Annotated in this window: 15 protein-coding genes; 10 read left to right on the top strand and 5 right to left on the bottom strand. The window is 73.8% G+C overall.

Annotated elements, in window-relative coordinates:
• Positions 1 to 199: 199 nt before the first annotated feature.
• From JK361_RS06710 to JK361_RS06745, 8 genes are all read left to right on the top strand, one after another.
• A complete protein-coding gene (locus JK361_RS06710; RefSeq protein ID WP_307787196.1) occupies positions 200 to 376 on the top strand; it encodes a PepSY domain-containing protein in 177 nt (58 codons plus the stop codon).
• Between the two features lie 575 nt (positions 377 to 951).
• A complete protein-coding gene (locus JK361_RS06715; protein ID WP_201814721.1) occupies positions 952 to 1,899 on the top strand; it encodes an STM4015 family protein in 948 nt (315 codons plus the stop codon).
• On the top strand, positions 1,900 to 3,102 hold the full coding sequence (locus tag JK361_RS06720) for an STM4014 family protein (RefSeq protein ID WP_201814722.1): 1,203 nt from the start codon (positions 1,900 to 1,902) through the stop codon (positions 3,100 to 3,102).
• A 46-nt stretch (positions 3,103 to 3,148) separates the two neighbouring features.
• A complete protein-coding gene (locus JK361_RS06725; RefSeq protein WP_201814723.1) occupies positions 3,149 to 4,060 on the top strand; it encodes an STM4013/SEN3800 family hydrolase in 912 nt (303 codons plus the stop codon).
• Positions 4,057 to 5,406 carry an STM4012 family radical SAM protein gene (locus JK361_RS06730; protein ID WP_201814724.1) on the top strand — a complete coding sequence of 450 codons (1,350 nt, stop codon included), beginning with the start codon at positions 4,057 to 4,059 and terminating at the stop codon, positions 5,404 to 5,406. The genes JK361_RS06725 and JK361_RS06730 overlap by 4 nt, the downstream gene beginning before the upstream one ends.
• A gap of 8 nt (positions 5,407 to 5,414) precedes the next feature.
• Positions 5,415 to 6,308: an STM4011 family radical SAM protein gene (locus tag JK361_RS06735; protein ID WP_201814725.1), complete on the top strand. Its 894-nt coding sequence runs from the start codon at positions 5,415 to 5,417 to the stop codon at positions 6,306 to 6,308.
• Positions 6,305 to 6,733, top strand: coding sequence for a hypothetical protein (locus JK361_RS06740; protein WP_201814726.1), 429 nt, complete (start codon positions 6,305 to 6,307; stop codon positions 6,731 to 6,733). The genes JK361_RS06735 and JK361_RS06740 overlap by 4 nt, the downstream gene beginning before the upstream one ends.
• A gap of 132 nt (positions 6,734 to 6,865) precedes the next feature.
• The gene (locus tag JK361_RS06745) at positions 6,866 to 7,888 is read left to right on the top strand and encodes a LysR family transcriptional regulator (RefSeq protein WP_201814727.1); all 1,023 of its coding nucleotides are present in this window, start codon (positions 6,866 to 6,868) and stop codon (positions 7,886 to 7,888) included.
• Here the strand turns inward: JK361_RS06745 and JK361_RS06750 are convergent.
• The 3 genes from JK361_RS06750 to JK361_RS06760 all read right to left on the bottom strand — a co-directional run bounded on the left by JK361_RS06750 (position 7,845) and on the right by JK361_RS06760 (position 11,570).
• The gene (locus tag JK361_RS06750; protein WP_201814728.1) at positions 7,845 to 9,872 is read right to left on the bottom strand and encodes a glycoside hydrolase; all 2,028 of its coding nucleotides are present in this window, start codon (positions 9,870 to 9,872) and stop codon (positions 7,845 to 7,847) included. The genes JK361_RS06745 and JK361_RS06750 overlap by 44 nt on opposite strands.
• 129 nt (positions 9,873 to 10,001) lie before the next feature.
• On the bottom strand, positions 10,002 to 10,910 hold the full coding sequence (locus tag JK361_RS06755) for a class I SAM-dependent methyltransferase (protein WP_201814729.1): 909 nt from the start codon (positions 10,908 to 10,910) through the stop codon (positions 10,002 to 10,004).
• Between the two features lie 63 nt (positions 10,911 to 10,973).
• Positions 10,974 to 11,570 carry a TetR/AcrR family transcriptional regulator gene (locus tag JK361_RS06760; RefSeq protein ID WP_201814730.1) on the bottom strand — a complete coding sequence of 199 codons (597 nt, stop codon included), beginning with the start codon at positions 11,568 to 11,570 and terminating at the stop codon, positions 10,974 to 10,976.
• 72 nt (positions 11,571 to 11,642) lie between these two features.
• Here JK361_RS06760 and JK361_RS06765 point away from each other — a divergent pair, with 72 nt between their 5' ends.
• Positions 11,643 to 13,265, top strand: a complete 1,623-nt coding sequence (locus JK361_RS06765) for an FAD-binding oxidoreductase (protein WP_201814731.1) — start codon at positions 11,643 to 11,645, stop codon at positions 13,263 to 13,265.
• Positions 13,266 to 13,328: 63 nt separating this feature from the next.
• Here JK361_RS06765 and JK361_RS06770 read toward each other — a convergent pair whose 3' ends face one another.
• The gene (locus JK361_RS06770) at positions 13,329 to 14,000 is read right to left on the bottom strand and encodes a hypothetical protein (RefSeq protein WP_201814732.1); all 672 of its coding nucleotides are present in this window, start codon (positions 13,998 to 14,000) and stop codon (positions 13,329 to 13,331) included.
• Positions 14,001 to 14,212: 212 nt separating this feature from the next.
• A complete protein-coding gene (locus JK361_RS06775) occupies positions 14,213 to 17,968 on the bottom strand; it encodes a family 78 glycoside hydrolase catalytic domain (protein WP_201814733.1) in 3,756 nt (1,251 codons plus the stop codon).
• A 306-nt stretch (positions 17,969 to 18,274) separates the two neighbouring features.
• Between JK361_RS06775 and JK361_RS06780 the strand changes: the two genes are divergently transcribed.
• The gene (locus tag JK361_RS06780) at positions 18,275 to 20,062 is read left to right on the top strand and encodes a serine/threonine-protein kinase (protein ID WP_201814734.1); all 1,788 of its coding nucleotides are present in this window, start codon (positions 18,275 to 18,277) and stop codon (positions 20,060 to 20,062) included.
• Positions 20,063 to 20,104: the final 42 nt, after the last annotated feature.

The following is a 20,104-nucleotide window of genomic DNA, read 5'->3' on the forward strand; positions in this document are numbered from 1 at the left end:
GGCCGCACCCGGCGGGACAAGTTCCCCCTGCCCAGGACGGGCACACATACCCCAGCCTGCTACGGAAGCCGCCCGGACGGCTGCCGGGGGTGGTAGCCCCGACGGCTGCCAGGGGGGACTGCCCGGGTGGCTGTCAGGGATGGTTGCCCGGTGCGGCTGCCCCAGGACGGCTGCCCGGGGCGGCGGCCCGGCATGTGCGGTGCCGGAGCAGTCGTGGACCAAGGGCACCGTCACCGCCGTCGAGCTGGAGGACTCCGACGGGGGCACACCGACGTGGTCCGTCGACGTCGTCACCACCGACGACTGGAACAAGACGACCTTCGACATCGACGCGACCGATGGCAAGATCCTCCGGGAGCACGTCGACCGGGACTGACGCGGGACACACCGCGCGCAGGGCTGACCCGCCCGGCACACCGCCTCCGGACCGGCACATCGTCTCCGACCGGCACACCGTCTCCGGACCGCCGTACCGCCTCCGGACCGGCACACCGTCTCCGACCGGCGTACCGCCTCCGAAGCGGTGCGCCGGATCCAAGGACGACCCGGACGGCGTAGCCCGCCAGGCCTCCTGGCAGCCCGGCGCGGTGGCTTGGCCAGGCGAACCGGCCCGACGACGGCGTGCGCGTGCCCCGTGTGACCTCGCCCAGGGCCCAGCCGCCCCCGCCCGTCCCTCCGCTCCCGCGGCGCGTCCGTGACATGTGCCGGAACCGTCTCGTCGGCGACGGGCACGAGCAGGACGTCTCCCTGCCGGTACATGCGTGCTCCCCCCGCTGCGGTGCGCACCGCACCGCCTCCACGACCACAACGTTAGGGGCCGCCACTGACAACGACCGGTGACCGGAACCCAGGTGACGAACCGAAGTCCACCCGCCGCCCGGCGTTGTCAGTGGCTGTTGGTACAACTGCGGACATCGACAGCCGTACGATTCCAGCCCGGGGAGCAGCCGCATGACCATCGGTGACCACCTGCACGTCTTCCACCGGCTGCCCGTCCACCCCTTCCCCGGCCCGGACGAGCGGCGGGACCTGCCCGAGCCGGACGGTTACGCCTGGCGCGTGTCCGTCGACGTCTACGAGACGGAGGAGGAGTGGACGGCCGCGTTCGCCCGCTTCCTGGAGACGGTCGACACCACGAGGGTGCGTGCCCTGGTCGTCGGCGCCTGGGGCGAGGCGTACGACAGCGACTCGGGCCCCGTCATAGAGTCGCTGCTCGCGGCCCGGGACCGGCTGCCCGCCCTGCGAGCCGTGTTCCTCGGCGACATGGTGATGGAGGAGAGCGAGATCTCCTGGATCCAGCAGACCGACGTCACCCCGCTCCTGACCGGCTTCCCCGACCTGGCCGAACTCGGCGTGCGCGGAGGGTCGGATCTGCTGTTCCCCGCACTGCGCCACACCGGGCTGCGCAGGCTGACGATCGAGGCGGGCGGGCTGCCCGCCGAGGTCGTGCGCGGAGTCGGGGCCAGCGACCTGCCCGCGCTGGAGCACCTCGACCTGTGGCTCGGCACGCCGGACTACGGCGGCGACAGCCAGGTGGCCGACCTGGAGCCCGTCCTCTCCGGCGACCGCCTGCCCCGCCTGCGCCATCTCGCCCTGCGCAACAGCGAGATACAGGACGCCGTCGCCGCGGCCGTCGCGTCCGCACCGGTGGTGGCCCGCCTGGAGACGCTGGACCTCTCCATGGGCGTCCTGACCGACGAGGGCGCCGCGGCCCTCCTCGGCGGCCAGCCCCTCACGCACCTGAAGAAGCTCGACCTGCACCACCACTACATCAGCGAGCCGCTCCAGGACCGTATCCGGCAGACCCTGGAGCCAGCGGGCGTCGAGGTCGACCTCGACCGGGGCGACGCCGACGACGACCACGGCGCCGACCGGCGTTACGTGGCCGTGGGTGAGTGAGTGTTCCCCCGACACGACGACCCGGGCGCACACAGGACCGGCACCGCGCGCTTCGCGGTGGTCGGCAATCCCGAGAACCGCCGGGTGGCCCTCTTCGACCGGGCGGTGCGCGCGGCCGGCCTGCCCGCCCCGCGCGTCGTCCCGTGGGCGCACGTGCTGCGCACCGGCGGGGCCGGCTTCGCCGGCGACGAACTGGTCCGGCTCGACTCCCCGGGCGAGAACGCGGAGGTCGACCGGCTGCTGCGGGGCGCCGAGGACCCGACCCGGGTGGAGGGCTCGGGCCGTTGGTACGCGTCGCTGATGTCAGCGCTGCGCGGCCTGCGCGGCGGCATCCGCCTGGACGACACGGACGAGCTGGCCGTCCTCTTCGACAAACGCCGCTGCCACGCCGTGCTGGCCGGCGCGGACGTGCCCGTGCCGGACTCACCCACCTCCGGCGCGGACGCGGCTCCCGTGCGCGGCTGGGCGGACGTACGCGCCCTGATGCGCGAGCACCGGATGCCCCGGTTGTTCGTGAAGCCCGCGCACGGCTCGTCCGCCTCCGGCGTGCTGGCGATCGAGTCGGCGGGCGGCGGCCGGATCCGGGCCACCACATCCGTCGAACTCGTCCCGGAGGGACGGCTGTTCAACTCCCTCCGGGTCCGCCGCTACCACGACGAACGGCAGATCGCGGCCATCGTCGACACCCTGGCCCCCGACGGCCTGCACCTGGAGCGCTGGCTGCCCAAGGGCTCGCAGCGGGGACGCGCCGCCGACCTGCGGGTCGTCGTGGTGGCCGGCCGGGCCACCCACGCCGTCGTACGCACCAGCGCCTCTCCGCTGACCAACCTCCACCTCGGCGGCCGGCGCGGGGACCTCGACGTCGCCCGCGCCGCCGTGGAGTCGGCGGGCGCCCGCTGGACGGACGTCCTCGGCGTGTGCGAACGGGCCGCCGCCTGCTTCCCCCGCACCCTGTGCGTCGGCGTGGACCTGCTGCCGGCCGTCGGCTGGCGCCGGGTGGCCGTCGGCGAGGTCAACGCCTTCGGCGATCTGCTGCCCCGGCTCACCGGCCTGCCCGGCAGCGGCGCCGAGGGCCTCGACACCTACGCGGCACAGGTCGCCGCGGCTCTCGCCCGGCACACGCCCCCACACCACCCGCACGATCAGCACCACCCGCACCACCCGCACGAGAACGAAACGGGAACCGCTCATGCGCTCGCCTGACCCGACGCCTTCGCAACTGCCCCCGGGCCGCGCCGGGCGACCGGACATGAACCAGGTCGTCGGCAGCCACGACCTCCTGCTGGTCACCCTCGACACCCTGCGCCACGACGTGGCGGCCGAACTGGCGGCGGCGGGCCGCATACCCAACCTGGCCCGCCATCTCCCCGCCGGCCAGTGGGAGGAGCGGCACGCCCCGGGCAGCTTCACATACGCCTCCCACCAGGCCATCTTCGCGGGCTTCCTGCCGACGCCGGCGGCCCCCGGCCCGCACCCGCGCCTGTTCGCCGCGCACTTCGCGGGCAGCGAGACCACCGCCGACGGCACCTACGTGTACGACACCCCCGACCTCGTCTCCGGCCTCGCCGCGGACGGCTACCACACGGTGTGCATCGGGGGAGTGGGCTTCTTCAACAAGCAGGGTCCGCTGGGCTCGGTCCTGCCCGGCCTGTTCGACGAGTCCCACTGGGAGCCGGAGTTCGGCGTCACCTCGCCCACGTCCTTCGAGGCGCAGGTGGCGCGCGCCGAGCACGTCGTACGCCGGCTCCCCGCCGACCGGCGTCTGTTCCTCTTCGTCAACGTGTCGGCCCTGCACCAGCCGAACTGGTTCCATCTGCCCGGCGCGACCCGTGAGGCCGGCGACACCCGCGCGACGCACGCCGCCGCGCTCGAATACGTGGACCGGCACATCGGCCGGCTGTTCGCCGCGATGAGCAGCCGGCGCCGCTGCTGCGCCATCGTCTGTTCCGATCACGGCACCGCCTACGGGGACGACGGCTACACCGGCCACCGCCTCGGCCACGCATCCGTGTGGACCGTGCCCTACGCGCACTTCTTCCTCGACCCCGACCAGGACCGGGAGACCGTTCGGGGCCAGGAAGCCGTTCGAAACCGGGAAGCCGGCCGGGGCCAGGAAGCCGTTCGGGATCGGGAAGCCACGACCGCCGAGGCCGCCCGATGACGCTCGCACCCCAGCCCACCGACGTCAGCCCGTACCAGAGCTACGTCTACGCGTACCCCCACAAGACCGCCTACCGCCGCCTGTCCGACCGTCCCCTCCTCGGCACCCTGTGGGCGGGCGAACCCAAGGACGCGCTCTCCCTCTACCTGCACGTGCCGTTCTGCGAGGTCCGCTGCGGCTTCTGCAACCTGTTCACCCGGATCGGCGCCCCCGACGGCCTCACCACCGCCTACCTCGACGCCCTGGAACGCCAGGCGACGACGGTCCGCGCGGCCCTCGGCGACACGGACGGCGTCCGTTTCGCGACGGCCGCGTTCGGCGGCGGCACGCCCACCTTCCTCACCGCCGCCGAACTCGCGCGCCTGTGCGACATAGCCGAGCACCGGATGGGCGCCGACCTGCGCGCCGTCCCGCTCTCCGTCGAGGCGTCACCCGCGACGGCCACCGCCGACCGGCTGGCGGTCCTGGCCGAACGGGGCACCACCCGGCTCAGCCTCGGCGTCCAGAGCTTCGTCGACACCGAGGCCCGCGCGGCCGTACGCCCGCAGCGCCGCGCGGACGTGGAGGCGGCCCTCGCCCGGATCCGGGACGCGGCGATCCCCGTGCTCAACATCGACCTGATCTACGGCATCGACGGCCAGACCGAGGCCACCTGGCTGCACTCGCTGGACGTCGCCCTCGGCTGGCGCCCCGAGGAGCTGTACCTCTACCCCCTGTACGTCCGCCCCCTCACCGGCCTCGACCGCCGCCGCTCCGGCCCGGACCCGGCCTGGGACGAACAGCGGCTGCGGCTGTACCGCCTGGGCCGCGACCACCTCCTCGCGCACGGGTACGTGCAGCACTCGATGCGCATGTTCCGCCGTGCGGACGCCCCATCGCAGGGCGCGGACGACTACGCCTGCCAGACCGACGGCATGATCGGCCTCGGCTGCGGCGCCCGCTCGTACACGGCCGGTGTGCACTACTCCTTCGACTACGCCGTCGGCATGCACGAGATCCGCGCCATCATCGACGACTACGTGGCCCGCCCGGCCGCCGACTTCGCCCACGCCGAGTACGGCCGCCGTATGACGCCGGACGAGGCGCGCCGGCGCCATCTCCTGCAGTCCCTGCTCCAGGCGGACGGCCTGGCCGTCACCGACTACCGGGCCCGCTTCGGCGGCGATCCCGCCGACCACTTCGGTGCCGAGCTGCACCGCTTCGCCGACCGCGGCTGGCTGGAGCAGGACGGTGATCGGCGGCGACTGCGTCTGACGGCCGAGGGCCTGGCGCACTCCGACGCGATCGGCCCGGAGCTGTTCTCCCCGGCCGTACGGGCCGCGATGGCCGCCTACGAGCGCAAGTAGGGCGTCGCATGGACCTCACGATCCTCTACCGCGGCCCGCTCGCCTCCTGCGACTACGACTGCCCGTACTGCCCGTTCGCCAAGCGGCGCGACAGCACGGCCGCGCTGCGCGCCGACCGGGCGGCCCTCGACCGTTTCACCGCGTGGGTCACCGCCCAGACCGGCGACCGCCTGTCGGTCCTGTTCACCCCGTGGGGCGAGGGCCTGGTCCGCTCCTGGTACCGGCGGGCCCTGGTCGACCTGTCCCGTCTGCCCCACGTGCGGCGGGTCGCCATCCAGACCAACCTCAGCTGCCGCACGGACTGGCTGGACGGCGCGGACGCCGGGACCGTGGCCCTGTGGTGCACTTACCATCCCGGACAGACCCCGTACGACCGCTTCCTGGCCAAGTGCCGGGATCTCGCCGAGCGGGGCATCCGCTACAGCGTCGGCGTCGTGGGCCTGCCCGGCCACCTGGAGCAGGCCCGCCGGCTCCGCGCCGACCTGCCCGGCCACGTCTACCTCTGGGTGAACGCCGCCGAGGGGCACACCTACGACGACGCGGACGCCGGCGCCTGGACGGAACTGGACCCGCTGTTCCCGTACAGCCGCCGCCCGCACGCCAGCGCCGGACTGCCCTGCCGCACCGGCGAGTCGGTCGTCTCGGTCGACGGGGACGGCACCGTCCGCCGCTGCCACTTCGTGCGCACGGAACTGGGCAACCTCTACGACGGCTCCTACCGGGCGGCCCTCGGCCCGCGACCCTGCCCGCTGGCCGTGTGCGACTGCCACATCGGCTACGTCCACCTCGAGACGCTCCCGCTGTACGACGTGTTCGCGGGCGGCGTCCTGGAAAGGATCCCGTCGGGGCACGGCGGGCCGGCAGGTTTGCCCCGGGAGGCACGGGCAACGCGAAGCCCATGACTGAATCGAACAGCGAGACGGGCCGGCAGGCCGCACCGGAGCGGGACACCGCGGCCAAGGCCCGGCGGACGGCGGAGAAGGCGACGGCTCCGGCCGGGCGCGCGGCGAAGAAGGCGGTGGAGACCTCCGACGACGCGGTGTCCGCCGCGAAGTCGGGGACCGGACGCGCGGCCGAGATGGCCGGCGCGGCCACCCGCACGGCGGCGCGAGGCGCCGAATCGGGGCGTCAGGCGATCGTCACCGCCTCCGGCCAGGTCGCGGCGACGGCCAGGACGGCCTGGGCGGTGGTCGCCCAACGCAAGCTGATCGCCGCCGGCATGGGCGCGGGCCTCACCGTGCTGAGCGCGGCGTCGTACGCGTGGGGCCGCCGGTCCGAGCGCCAGACGCACGGGCCGATCACCCGCCTGACCCAGGGCCGTATCTGACACACCGTGTCCGGCGTGCCGCCGGTCCGGACCGGTCCCGGGGCCGGGCGTGCACGACAGCGGCCGACTCGTCCACTTTCGTTGGAACTTGAACATCTGGTGTCGCGTTCGGCACCGCCCTACTCTCCCTCCATGGAGTTGGAGGTGAGACACCTGCGCGTTCTGTGCGCGATAGCCGACACCGGCAGTCTGCACAAAGCGGCCCGGGAACTCGGCCTGGCGCAGCCCTCGTTGAGCACGCAGCTGCGGCGCATCGAGCGCGCGCTCGGCGCCCAGCTCTTCGTACGCGCCCGGACCGGCTGCCGGCCCACCCCGTTGGGGCTGGCCGTGCTCAGCCGGGCCCGGCCGCTGGTGGCGGAGTTCGCGGCGATCGTGGCCGAGACGAGGGCGGCGGCGGCCCGTGCCGCCGACGGTTTCCAGCTGCGCATCGGTGCCACGGCGAGCCGGGCCATCCCGGGCTGGCTGCGGCTGCTGAGGGCGCGCGTGCCGCGGATCGAACCGGCGCTGCACATGAGCGTGTCCGCCAACGCCCTGCTGGGCATGGTCGCCGCGGGCCGGCTCGACATGGCCTTCGTGCACGAGGTCGAGGGCAGCCCGCTGCGTATTCCGCGGGGCCTCGGCCTGCGTGTGCTCGTCGAGCGGGAACCGCAGTTCGTCACGCTCGCCGCGGACCATCCGGCGGCCTCGCGGCGGGTGGTGAGCCTGGCGGACCTCGCCGGTGACCGCTGGATGGTGGACTCCACGGTCGACGGCGAGTGGGACGCCCTGTGCCGGGTGCTGCGCGCGGCGGGCCTGAAGTCGGAGATCCTGCACGGCGACTACCTCACCGCGTACTCGCTGGCCGCGATCGGCGAGGTGGTGACGGTCAGCCAGCCGACGGCCCATCCCAGGCCCGATTGCGCGATCCGTCCCCTGGCGGGCGACCCGATAGGGGTGCGGCTGCTCCTGGCGGCCCGCACGGAGGCCGAACTGGACGAGGCGTACCCCGAGTTGGAGAAGGCCTACTGGGCGGTGGCCCGCGAGGCTCCGGCCTACCGGCAGTGGCTGGAGCGGGCGCGGCCGCCCGTCGAGCCCGAGCCGTCGGGCAGCCGTGGGGCGGTGTGCCGGCTCGTCAGAGGCCGGCCGGACACAGCTGCCGGGCCGTGCCGCTCCTGACCACCGCGGAGACGCACCCGCCGGGCAGGCCGTCGTGCGAGGCGGCGGAGAAGTTGGCGGTCACGGTCAGTGCGCCGTCGCCGAACGTCGTCCGCTGTACGAGGCGGTCCGGCGTCAGCAGGCGGAAGTCGGTCATCGGCTCGGTGGCCGCCGCCTTGTGCAGGGGCGCGAAGTACCGCTGGAGCCGGGCGATCTGCCGCCCGTGACGGTCGAGTTCGGACTGGTCGAGGACGAGGTTGAGGGGCACGTTGTAGAGCATGGCGAGCAGCGCGCGGGTGCGGCTCTGGTCCGGCAGCTTCGACCACGGAAGCTCCCAGCGCTCGGTGCTGATCACCGAGTCGTGCAGCACCGTCTGGTACAGCGGCACCCGGTACCTGGGGTCGTACATCGCCTTGGCGACGTCGTCCGGGAGGCGGACCGGCTTGAAGAAGATCGCCGGAGCGCCGGCGGGCGCGTAGCCGCCCCACGTGGTGCGGTCCCTCTCCAGCCGCCACAGCCGGTCGGTGACCGGGGTGCCGGAGCCATGGCTGAAGGACAGCACGCCGTTCGCCCAGGAACCGGCGCTCTCCGAACCGAGGACCAGGGAGCGGTCGCCGGACAGCCGTGCCATGCGCTCCAGCCGGTTCCGGCGGTCCTGGGCCTTGGTCATCGGGTGGGTGGGGGTGTGGTCGGTGAACAGCTCACCGGCGGCGTCGACGTCGAGGAAGTAGCTGTCGGCGCCGTTCGCGGTCATCTCCCGGGTGCGGTCGGCGAGATGGTGCCGGGAGGTTTCGGCCCGCCGCAGGGCCTCGGAGCTGACGTAGCAGCCGCGTCCGCCGAAACCGGTGACCGGCTTGCCGTCGGCCGTGTGCACGCAGGCGTCCTGCCACACCGGGGCCGGCCACTTCGACACGGGGGTGTCGGCCGAGTCCGGATCCTGGGCGTTGGCCCAGGAGTCGTACGGCCCCACGAGATAGCCGGACCGCTCGGCCGTCTTCGTCGCCTCGGCGTCCATGGGGGAGCCGTCGGCGTCGTAGCCGAGCCACATCCGGTCGATGCCGAGCCGCCGCAGCCGGCGTACGCCCTCGGCGGTCCGTGCCTGGCCCCAGGTGTAGGCGTGGAAGGCGCCGATCAGCTTGCCCACCTCGGGGTTGCGGGCGATCTTCCGGCGCAGGGTGGTGATGCCGCCGTGGGCGGTCAGCCAGGCGCGGTAGTCGCGGGCCGCGGCCACCGGTGAGCCGTCGGTGAGCGCGAACGTGATCCGGTAGTCCGTCGTGTCCTCACGCGGCGAGAACGCGTGCTCGGCCGCGGTGTGCAGCCGGCCGCCGGTGGAGACGAACCTCAGCGTGGTCCCGATGTCGGACTCGGCGATGTAGCTCGCACCGTGCCTTCCCGTCAGGCTCGTTCCCCAGAAGGGCATCGTCAGGCCGTCGGCCATGCCCGCCTCCGAACCCGCGAGCCCGGCCCCCGCCGAGTTCCACCACCGGTCGGCGACCGGCACCGACAGCCCCTCTCCGCGCGGAATCTGCACCTCGCGCGTGGCCGGGTCGGCGCCGGTCACCGGCCAGGTCAGGGTGGCCTGCCGGGCCGAGCGCACGGACACCGCCAGCCGTCCGTCGCGTGCGGTCGCGGTGACCGTGAGCCCCTTCGCCGGGTACCGCCAGGTCGCCTTCGCGCCGTGCACGGTCACCTTCCCGGCGGGGCCCAGTCCGGAGGGGACGGCGGGGACCGGTCCGGCGGGGACCGGTCCGTCGGCGGCGGGTGCGGAGAGCTGCCAGGTGCGGCCGTCGTCCGCCTGGGCCCGTACGGCCAGATCGGCGGTGTCGACCACCGCGTGTCCGCCGGCGACGGGCACGGTGACCCGGCCCCCGTGCACCTCGACATGGGGGCGGCTGTGGGTGCCGGTGCCGAACGCGGTGGCCGTGCCGACCACGCCGACCACGGTCAGCGCTCCGCTCAACGCGATGATCTTCTTCCGGGTCTTCCTGATCTTCCTCGTCCTCATGGCCGGCCACTGTCATGGCGCGGGATAAGAGACTTCTAAGAACCCGCGGTGCGCGGCGGGCCCGACCGCCCTGCGGGCGCCCGCCGGGCCGTACCGGTCCCGCTGCCCGCGGGCGCCGGCCGGGTCGTGTCAGTCCCGCCGCCCCCAGGCCAGCAGCATGCCGGGGCCGAGTTCGGCGAGCCGGGGCGAGGCCAGGTACGCGAGGGCCTCGTCGACGACCGCGGCGTCCACCAGGCCGGTCTCCTCCAGAGCGGGGCGCATCCGGCTCCATGTCTCCGACCAGAAGAGGGCCAGCGGGTCGCCTGCCACCAGGGGCGGGACGCACAGTTCCGCGGCGACGTCGTGCAGACCCTCCTCCCGCAGGAAGTGCGGGTACGCCGGGACGGTGGTGATGTCGGTGCCGATCGTCGACCGCAGCGCCCGCCACATGGCGTCCATGGTGCGCCGGTAGGCGGAGGAGGTGTCCAGGGCGTCCGGCACCTCCAGGGCGTCTGCCAGCACAAGCCGGCCGCCGGGGTCGAGCCATCCCGCGAGCCGGGTGATGAGCCGGCGGCGCTGGGGGAGGTGCATCAGGACGAACCTGGCATGGATGAGGTCGAAATGGCCCGGGTTCAGGTCCTCGTCGGTGAGGTCACCGGTGATGACTCGCAGCCGCGGGTCGGTCAGGGAGCCCAGTTGGGAGGTGTCGCGGTCCAGGGCGACCACCTCGTCGACGTCCGCCTCCTCCAGCAGCCACCGTGCCACCGTTCCGGTCCCGGCGCCCACGTCCAGGCACCGGCTGCCCGGACCGACGCCCAGAGCCCGCAGGCGGCGCGTGGTCACCGGGTCGTAGACCAGCGCGGCGGCGTCGATCCGCTCGGCTTCCCGGGGATGCTCCGGCGCGAACAGGTCCTCGCCGTAGTGGCCGTCTCCCGGCGCCGTCCCGTCCGGGCCCGCCCCGCCCGGCGCCGTCCCGTGCGAGCCCGTCCCGCCCGAAGCCGTCCCGTCCGAGGCCGTCCTGTCGGGGCCTGTCCCGCCCGGGGGCGGAGAAGTCGTCATGACCGGACCTCCTGCCACGGCAGCCTGCGCGATAGCAATCCGCACATAAGGGTACAAAACGCTTCAGCCGGCGCCCACTGTGGTGAGGAGGCGTGCGCAGCGGGCCGTCATCTCGGCCGCGCTCTGGTCCGGATGGTCCGACCACCACCGCATGACGGCGGTCACGGCGTACTGCCAGACGTCGTTGAGGAGTTCGTGGTCGAGCGGGTCGTCGTGTCCGGCCCGGCCGAGGAGCTGGGCGGCACCGGCGGCCCCCATGGCGGCGAGGCGCCCGCGGTAGCGGCCCACGGCGTCGCGCAGCTCGCCGAGCGGCGGCAGGGCCGGATCGTACAGGACGGACCAGGCGTGCCGGTGCCGCTCGACGGTGGTGAAGAGGGCGCCGAGGGTGTCCAGTGCGTGGCCGGTCGAGCCGCTGCGGGAGCGGGCGGCGGCCACGGCGTCCACGAGCAGGCCGCCGACCCGGTGGACGCAGGCGAGGTAGAGGCCGTCCTTGGAGTCGAAGTAGCTGTAGACCAGGGGTTTGGAGATCCCGGCGCGTTGTGCGACGGCGGCGACCGACACGCCCGCGTAGCCGCGCGTCCCGAACTCCTCCACGGCCATGTCGATGATCTGCCGCTCCCGGTCCGCGCGGGAGACGCCCTTGGTTCCGGCCTTGCCCATGGGGGCCAGCGTACCCCAACATATGACCCGTCAGTAATTTACCCGTGGGTCAATTCAAGGGAGTGCTGCGTCATGACACGGTCGTGGTGGGGCTGGGGGAACGTCGAGGACGCGGTGGGCGGAGCCGAACTGGGGGCGCTGCTGGACCGTGTGCGAGTGCTGATGCCGGGGGACCTGACCGATCACGAGCCGCCCGGTGTCGACTCGCTCGGCCTGCCCGCCCCCCGGGTGACCGCGCCCGCCTCGCTCGCCGCCCTGTGCTCCGCCGAACCGGCCGACCGCGCCGCCCACGCGCACGGCAAGGCGTTCCGGGACGTCGTGCGCAACCTCCAGGGGGATCTGCGTCATGTGCCCGACCTGGTTGCGCGGCCCCGCGACGAGCGCGATGTGACCGACCTCCTGGACTGGTGCAGCCGCGAGGGCATCGCCGTCATCCCGTTCGGCGGGGGCAGTTCGGTGGTCGGCGGCGTGGAGCCGCGGTGCACCGGCCACCCCGCCGTGGTCACCATGGACCTGGAGCGCATGGACCGGGTCCTGGAGGTCGACGGGACGAGCCGGGCCGCGCGCATCCAGGCCGGTGTGTTCGGCCCGCACCTGGAGGACCAGCTCCGTCCGCATGGGCTGACGCTGCGTCATTTCCCGCAGTCGTTCGAGTTCTCCACGCTCGGCGGCTGGCTCGCCACCCGTGCCGGCGGCCACTACGCGACGCTGCACACGCACATCGACGACCTGGTCGAGTCGATGCGGGTGGTCACGCCGAGCGGGGTCAGTGCGTCCCGACGGCTGCCGGGGTCCGGCGCTGGGCCGTCACCGGACCGGCTCTTCCTGGGCAGCGAGGGAACGCTTGGCGTCATCACCGAGGCGTGGATGCGCCTTCAGCAGCGCCCCCGCTGGCGCGCCCGGGCGTCGGTGCGGTTCGGCGACTACACGGTGGCGGTGGCCGCCACCCGGGCGATCGCGCAGAGCGGCCTGAACCCGGCGAACTGCCGGCTGCTGGACGCGGCCGAGGCACTGATCAACGCGGGCGTGAGCGTGGGCGGCGGCGTACTCGTGCTCGGTTTCGAGTCCGCCGACCATCCGGTGCACCGCAGCCTGGAACGGGCGCTGGAGCTGTGCCGCGACCACGGCGGAGAACCGTCCCCGGATGCCGGCGGGGAGCCGCGCGACGGAGAGCCGGGCGGCGGAGAGCCGGGCGGCGAGGAGGGCGGCGGCCCGGACGTGCGGACATGGCGCTCGTCCTTCCTGCGGATGCCCTATCAGCGTGACGCCCTGGCCCGTCACTCGGTCATCGCCGAGACGTTCGAGACGGCGTGCACCTGGGACGGCTTCGAGACGCTGCACCGGGCGGTCACCGAGGCGGCCCGGCAGGCCATGCGGGAGGTCGCGGGGACAGGGGTGGTGACGTGCCGGTTCACCCACGTCTACCCGGACGGGCCCGCGCCCTACTTCGGCGTGTACGCCCCCGGCCGCTGGGGCGACCTGGTGGCCCAGTGGGACCACATCAAGGCCGCGGTGTCCGAGGCGATCGAGACGTCGGGCGGCACGATCACCCACCACCACGCGGTCGGGCGCGACCACCGCCCCTGGTACGACCGGCAGCGCCCCGCCCCCTTCGCCGCCGCGCTGTCGGCAGCCAAGACGGCCCTGGATCCGGCCGGCGTCCTCAACCCGGGAGTGCTCCTGCCGGCGCCCTGACACCGTGCTCCCCCGTCGGCCCCATGGCGGACCGGACGCGCGCAGCGGGGGTCGTGGGGGTGTTCACCAGCCCCACAGTCCCTGACCGAAGCGCAGTCCGGTACGCCCCAGCCAGTCCAGTGCCACCTCCTCCGGATTGCGGGTGCCGATCGACAGGTACACCGTGTGCACGCCCGGATCGGGCTCCGGACCCGTCCCGGTCCAGGAGCTGTTGAGGCAGAGCTGGACGCCGCAGAGTTTGGCGGCCGGCAGACCGCGCAGCGCCGACGACCAGGACACGTCGAGGGAGAGGGGGCCGCACGCCTCGACCGCGTCGTCGATCTCCTCCTCGGTGTACCAGTCGCAGTCGCGGACGGGAAAGGTGGAGGGGGTACTGCCCCGCGTCAGCATGAAATTCGCCCGGTGCGGCAAGGGCCACAGCGCCGCCAGCTCAGGCTCCAGCCGTGTGTCCACCCAGCCGGGCTCCGACTCCCGGAAGCCGAGGGAACGGAGCGTGCGCCACGTCTGAGCTATGCCGGGAGACCGCAGGTCCTTCTCCGAGCAGTTGAACGCACCGTGGGCGAAGTACCGCCGGGCGTGCTCGAACTGCTCCCGCGTCGCGATCTGCAGGAAGTCCAGCGACACGTCGTCCGGATCCCCCTCTCCGAACCGGTCGAGCAGTGTCCGTGCGGTGAGCAGAGCGCTCGCCCTGTCCGGCAGCGGCTCCAGCACCTGATAGAGCATCGACGCACCCATGTGTGCCCCCCCTTCGTCCACCGGGACGGTATCGGTGAGGGCCGGTGGGGGCATCCGCTTAATCCGCCGTCTCGGCCTGCTCACCCCGTGGAGCGCGGCCTGCCCGGCCCACGGGGCGGTGGTGGACCGAGGGCTCGCGGCCTGCCGTGACGGGGCGGCCGGACCGCCGCGCACCTCCGGCAGCGGGGGCCGGAGGTGCGCCCTCGCCGCGGTCAGACCTCCGCGGTGAAGGTGTGCGTCCCGGCCGGCAGGTGGTAGCTCGCCGGACCCGCCGGAACGGCCTGCGCGGGTGCGACGGTCGACTGCGGGCGCGAGGTGGGGACCGTGACGGTGGCGAAGGTGTTGACCGGCACCGTGACGCGCAGGGTCAGCCGGCTCCCGGAGATCGACCAGGCGCTCGCCGCCTCGCCGTACGGAGTGTCGTAGGTGCTGTCGGCCGAGGTCAGCCCGCCGCCGGGCCGTGGTGCGACGCGCAGCGCCGCGTAGCCCGGGCGGGCGGGGGCGAGCCCGCCGACGTGGCGGTAGAGGAAGTCGCCGACCGAGCCGAGACCGTAGTGGTTGAACGAGTTCATGCCCGGGTCGTTGAACGAGCCGTCGGTGCGTATGCCGTCCCAGCGCTCCCAGATCGTGGTGGCGCCGTGGTCGATCATGTACCCCCAGCCGGGGAAGCCGCGTTGCAGCAGGATGCGGTAGGCGGTGTCGGCATGGCCGTGGTCGGCCAGGACCGGCAGCAGGTTCTCGACGCCGAGGAAGCCGACGCTGAGGTGCCCGCCGGCCGCGGCGACCCGCGCGGCCAGCTTGTCCGCGGCCGGCTGCACCAGGGACGCGGGGAGCAGCCCGAAGGCCAGGGCCAGCACGTACCCGGTCTGGGTGTTGCCGCGGACCGTGCCGTCGCCCGCGACGAAGCGCGCCGTGAAGGCCGCGGCCACCTGGTCGGCCAGTCGCCCGTACGACGCGGCTTCGGCCGTCCGGTCCGTGGCCGCGGCCATGCGTGCGACCAGGCGTGCGGACCAGGCGAAGTAGGCCGTGCAGATGAGGTCCTGCGCGGTGTCGTCGTTGACGTTGAGCCAGTCGCCGTAGGTCTGCCGATTGCGTATCAGGTCGCTGCCGGCGGTGTTGCGCAGGTAGTCCACCCACTTCGCCATCGCCGTGAAGTGCCGGTCGACGACGGCCAGATCACCGAAGCGCTGCCACAGCGTGTACGGGATGATCGTGCCCGCGTCGCCCCAGCCCGCGGTGCCGGAACCGCCGGCCACCGCCGGGGCGACGTCGGTGAAGGCGCCGTCGGCCTGCTGGGCGTCCGTGAGGTCGTCGGTGAACTTGGCGAGGAAGGCGTGGGTGTCCAGGTTGAAGGTGGACGTCGCGCAGAAGGCGGCGATGTCGCCGGTCCAGCCCAGGCGCTCGTCCCGCTGGGGGCAGTCGGTCGGGACGGAGAGCATGTTGCCGCGTTCGCCCCACACGATGTTGTGCTGGAGCTGGTTGATCAGCGGGTCGGAGGTGCGGAAGGTGCCCGGCTGTGCGGCGTCGGTCCACACCGCGCGACCGGTGACCGTGTCCTCGTCGGGCGTGAAGCCGGCCGGCAGACCGGTGAGTTCCACGTACCGGTAGCCGTGCACCGTGAACCGGGGCTCGTACGTCTCGACGTCCCCGGTGCCGGCGAGGGTGAACCGGTCGGTGGCCTGGGCCGCGCGCAGATTGGTGGTGTAGAGCGTGCCGTCGGGTTCGAGCACCTCGCCGTGGCGGACGGTGACCGTGGTGCCTTCCGCGCCGCGCAGCGCGATCCGGTTCCAGCCCGTGAGGTTCTGCCCCAGGTCGAGGATCCACACCCCCGGCTTCGGCTCGGTGATTCGCACCGGGCGGAACTCCTGCTGCACGCACACCCCGTCGTCGGGCTGGGCGACCATCCGGGGCGGGGCCCCGTCACGGACGGCCACGGCGGTCCAGTCGCCGTCGTCGAAGCCGGCACCGTCCCAGCCGGCGATGTGCAGCCGCGCGTCGTAGGTCTCGCCGTGGTACAGGTCGTCCGCCGTGATCGCGCCCGTGCTGGTCCTCCAGCTGCCGTCCGTCGTCACCAGCTGGGTGGTGCCGTCGGTGAAGGTGATGACCAGCTGCGCGGAGTACCACGGCTGGGTGCCGTACCGCCGGCCGCCGGCGATGCCCAGGCTGCCCGAGTACCAGCCGTTGCCCAGCCAGGCGCCGAGCGCGTTCGCGCCCTGCCGGATCCGCGTGGTGACGTCGAAGACCTGGTACTGGAGGCGCTTGCCGTAGTCCGTCCAGCCGGGAGCCAGTACGCGGTCGCCGACCTTCGCGCCGTTGAGCCGGGTCTCGTGCAGGCCGAGCGCGGTCGTCAGCAGCCTGGCCGAGGCGACCGGTCCGCGTACGGTGAAGCTCTTGCGCAGGAGGGGCGCGGGCCCGACGACCTGGACACCGGAGCCCCACGGTCCACCGCCGTACGACGCGACCACGCGCGCCGCGGGCCAGGCCGCGTCGTCGTATCCGGGCGTCTGCCAGCCGGACGGCGCGTCCCGGTACGCCTTCCACGCCGCGTCGGTGACCACGGTCGGGCCGCCGGTCACCGTGAGCTTGGCGATGAGCCCGGCGGGCGACTGGCTGGTGTTCCGGCTCGCGATCGCGATCGTGTTGGCGCCGGCCGAGAGGTGGGCGGTGACATCGACCGAGGCGGCTCTCTTCCACGAGTCGGTGACCCGCGGCGAGGCGCTCACCAGCGTCCCGTTGACCCACACGTCCGCGGTGTCGTCCCCGGTGACGACCAGGGTCGCGGCGGCCGGCGCACCGGTCAGCGTGAACGTGCGCCGGAAGCAGCGGGTCTCCGCGGGGCGGCCGCCCGCGGGATCGCCCTCGGGGTACCAGATCCATCCGGCCCCCGACAGGTCCGGTCCCGGGGGCCGGCCGATGAACGCGGCCCGCCACTCGTCGGTCCCCGACAGCAGCCCGGTCTCGAACCAGCGGGGTGCGCTCCACGCGCCCGCCCGGCCCTGGGTGTCCCAGACGCGTACGCGCCAGAAGCAGCGGGTCAGGCTCGCCAGGCTCGCGCCGGCGTAGGGGATGTCGATCTGCCGGCCGGAGGGGACGGTGCCGCTGTCCCACAGGTCGCCGGTGCCGTCGGCCGTGGACGAGACCTGGATCCGGTACGCGCCCTGCCGCTGCTGCGGCGCTGACGAGTCCAGCTTCCAGCCGAACCGGGGCCGCGCCGCGTCGATGCCCAGCGGGCTGGTGCGGTGCTCGACGGTGCAGGCGGCCACGCTCAGCGGTGACGCCGCAGCGAGGTCGGGACCGGTGACCGCGGTGTACCAGGGAGCGGTTCCGTAGGCGCCGAGGTCACGGGCGGCCGGCCAGCCGCCGTCGGCGAAGCCGGGCTGCTCCCACCCCTCGGGTGCCTCCTTGCCTGCCGACCAGCGGGCGTCGGTGACGGCATCGGTGGTGCCGCCGGAGGTCAGGACGCGCACCCGGGCGATGAGGCCGGCCGGTCCGCCCTGGTTGCGGCTCGCCAGCGCGATGGTGTTGGTGCCCGGCCGTACGGCGGTGCGCAGGTCCACGTACAGGGCGGTGCGCCAGGAGTGCGGCACTCTGGGGGAGCCGGCCAGGAACTCGCCGTTGAGCCACACGTCGACCGTGTCGTCGCCCGTGACGACGAGCTGGGCGTCGGTCACCTCTCCTGCGGCCACGGTGAAGGTCCTGCGGAAGTAGCGGTGCCCCACCGGTGCGTCGGTGGCGGGGTCCCCTTCCGGGTACCAGATCCAACGGGCCGGGGAGAGATCGACGGGATCCGCTCGGAAGCTGCCGCCGGCCGCCGCCTGGGCACGGCCGGAGAGTGCACCGCCGACACCCGCGGCGAGGGCGCCGGCGGTCAGCGCCGATCCGGTGCCGAGGAAGTGGCGCCGGCTGATCGCGGAACGACTGCGGGGGGTGGGCGAGCCGGGGGCGGGGGGAGTGGTCTGAGGGGCCAACGGAGTACTCCTTCACGCGGATCGGGCGAGGCAGGACGGCTCGGCTGGGCTACGGGCAAAAGTCTTTGAAACGTTTCAAACCCATGGTGCGGTCGCAACGTACGAGAGTTGCCGGTGGTCGTCAAGGGACTGCGGTGCACCTTTCCGGCCGGTCCGCCGAACCCGGGAGGGCCGTCGGGGGAGGCCGACGGGGGGCCCGCGGGGAGGCCGACGGAAGCCGCTGGGGGCCCGGTGGCGAGGCCCGGCGGAGGGCCGGCGGGGAGGCCCGCGCGTCGGCTGTCGGCGGCGGCAACTATGCTCCGGCGCATGAGCGAAGCGGGCAGCGACGGCAGCGGCAGACGGGTCGTCGACGGGCGGTTCGAGCTGGAGAGACGGCTCGGCGGCGGGGGAATGGGCATGGTCTGGCTGGCCCGGGATCTGGTGTTGCACCGGAGCGTGGCCGTCAAGGAGGTCAGGCCGCCCGATCCGGACCTCGCGGAGTACGACCCCGAGGCCGCGCGCATGCTGCGGGAGCGGGTGCTGCGGGAGGCGCGCGCCCTGGCCCGGGTCGACCACCCCAACGTGGTGACCATCCATCACATCGTGGACGGCGGCCCGGGAACCTACCCCTGGCTCGTCATGGAACTCGTCACCGGAGGCTCCCTGGCCGACCGCCTGGCCCGGGGGCCGATGGACCCCCGGGAGGCGGCCCTGATCGGACGCGAGGTGCTGGCCGCCCTGCGCGCGGCGCACGCGGCCGGCATCCAGCACCGCGACGTGAAGCCGGCCAACGTCCTGCTGCGTCCCGACGGCCGGCCGGTGCTCACCGACTTCGGTATCGCGGCGATCCGCGAGTCGACCGCGCTCACCGCCACCGGCTCGGTGATCGGCACACCCGACTACATGGCCCCGGAACGCGTCTCGGGCCACGACGGGGGCCCCGCCTCGGACCTGTGGTCGCTGGGCATGATGCTGTACACGGCGGTGGAGGGCCATCACCCGCTGCGCCGGGGCACGACGCTGGCGACACTCGCCGCCGTCCTGAGCGACGACGTCCCGCCGCCGGTCCGGGCCGGCGCGCTGCGGGACGTGCTCCTCCGCGTCCTCGTCCGGGATCCCGCGGCCCGCCCCGCCGCCCCGGAGCTGGAGCGGATGCTGGAGGCCGCGGCCCACGCGGCCGGAACGCCCACCTCCTACCCGTTGCAACCGCCGCCCGCGGTACCGGCCGCCGACGGCCGCGCCGCGCCGCCCGCCGGGACGACTCCGGGCCCGGAACCGGCGACTGCGGGCTTCGGACCGGCACCCTCGATGCCCTCGGGGCCGTACGACGCCCGCCCTCCGCACACGCTCGCGCCGGCGCCCGGGGCCGCGCGTCCCTCGTCCGCGACCGCGCCCGTGCGCCCGGGCTCACGGCGCCGCTGGACACTGGTGAGCCTGCCGGTCGCGGCCGTGGCACTCGCCGGCATCCTCATGTGGGCGCTGCGTCCGGACGGGGACGGCCGGCCCGCCGGTGCGTCCGGACCGTCGCGCTCCGCCGGTGCGACGGGGCACTCACGCTCCGCCGAGGCCACCACCGGGGCGGCGTCATCGAGGGGATCCGCCCCCGCCTCCGCCGCTCCGGCCGGGAACGAGCAGACGGGCACGGACGCGACGGCCCCCAAGAACCTGCTGAGCCCCGCCGGCATCCGTACCGCCGTCGCGGCGCTGGAGAAGGAGACCGGCCGCGACCGCTTCGGGCAGCTCGTCGTGTACCCGCAGTACGTGAACGCCGAGTTGATGGTGAAGGGCAGTGACACCAAGTACGACTCCTACACCTACCGCGTGGGGCAGGGCGTGCAGAAGCAGATCATCAGCGGCGCGCTGTCGGGCGGCGACAAGCCCGTCACCCTCGAAGGGTTCGACTGGGACGCCGTGCCGGGACTGATGCGCCAGGCCGAGAAGAAGCTGAACGTCGGCACGGTGACCACGCGCTATCTGGTCCTGCGGCTGGCCGACGACGCCTTCGGCACGCCGGTCGGGATGTCCGTGTACCTCGGGAACGCCTACAACCAGACCGGGTACCTCCAGGCGGACCGCACCGGCAAGGTGATCAGGGTCATGCCCGTGGACGACTGACGACCTGGGCCGTGCCCGTGGACGACCGGCGGGCCGGCGTCC

Origin of the sequence: Streptomyces musisoli, assembly GCF_016741855.1 — a bacterium.
GTDB lineage: Bacteria > Actinomycetota > Actinomycetes > Streptomycetales > Streptomycetaceae > Streptomyces > Streptomyces musisoli.

Coding starts and splice junctions, on each gene's coding strand:
- JK361_RS06735 (WP_201814725.1), top strand. CDS start 5,415: ATGGACCTCACGATCCTCTACCGCGGCCCGCTCGCCTCCTGCGACTAC.
- JK361_RS06755 (WP_201814729.1), bottom strand. CDS start 10,910: ATGACGACTTCTCCGCCCCCGGGCGGGACAGGCCCCGACAGGACGGCC.
- JK361_RS06725 (WP_201814723.1), top strand. CDS start 3,149: ATGAACCAGGTCGTCGGCAGCCACGACCTCCTGCTGGTCACCCTCGAC.
- JK361_RS06730 (WP_201814724.1), top strand. CDS start 4,057: ATGACGCTCGCACCCCAGCCCACCGACGTCAGCCCGTACCAGAGCTAC.
- JK361_RS06715 (WP_201814721.1), top strand. CDS start 952: ATGACCATCGGTGACCACCTGCACGTCTTCCACCGGCTGCCCGTCCAC.
- JK361_RS06765 (WP_201814731.1), top strand. CDS start 11,643: ATGACACGGTCGTGGTGGGGCTGGGGGAACGTCGAGGACGCGGTGGGC.
- JK361_RS06750 (WP_201814728.1), bottom strand. CDS start 9,872: ATGAGGACGAGGAAGATCAGGAAGACCCGGAAGAAGATCATCGCGTTG.
- JK361_RS06745 (WP_201814727.1), top strand. CDS start 6,866: ATGGAGTTGGAGGTGAGACACCTGCGCGTTCTGTGCGCGATAGCCGAC.
- JK361_RS06740 (WP_201814726.1), top strand. CDS start 6,305: ATGACTGAATCGAACAGCGAGACGGGCCGGCAGGCCGCACCGGAGCGG.
- JK361_RS06760 (WP_201814730.1), bottom strand. CDS start 11,570: ATGGGCAAGGCCGGAACCAAGGGCGTCTCCCGCGCGGACCGGGAGCGG.
- JK361_RS06780 (WP_201814734.1), top strand. CDS start 18,275: ATGAGCGAAGCGGGCAGCGACGGCAGCGGCAGACGGGTCGTCGACGGG.
- JK361_RS06770 (WP_201814732.1), bottom strand. CDS start 14,000: ATGGGTGCGTCGATGCTCTATCAGGTGCTGGAGCCGCTGCCGGACAGG.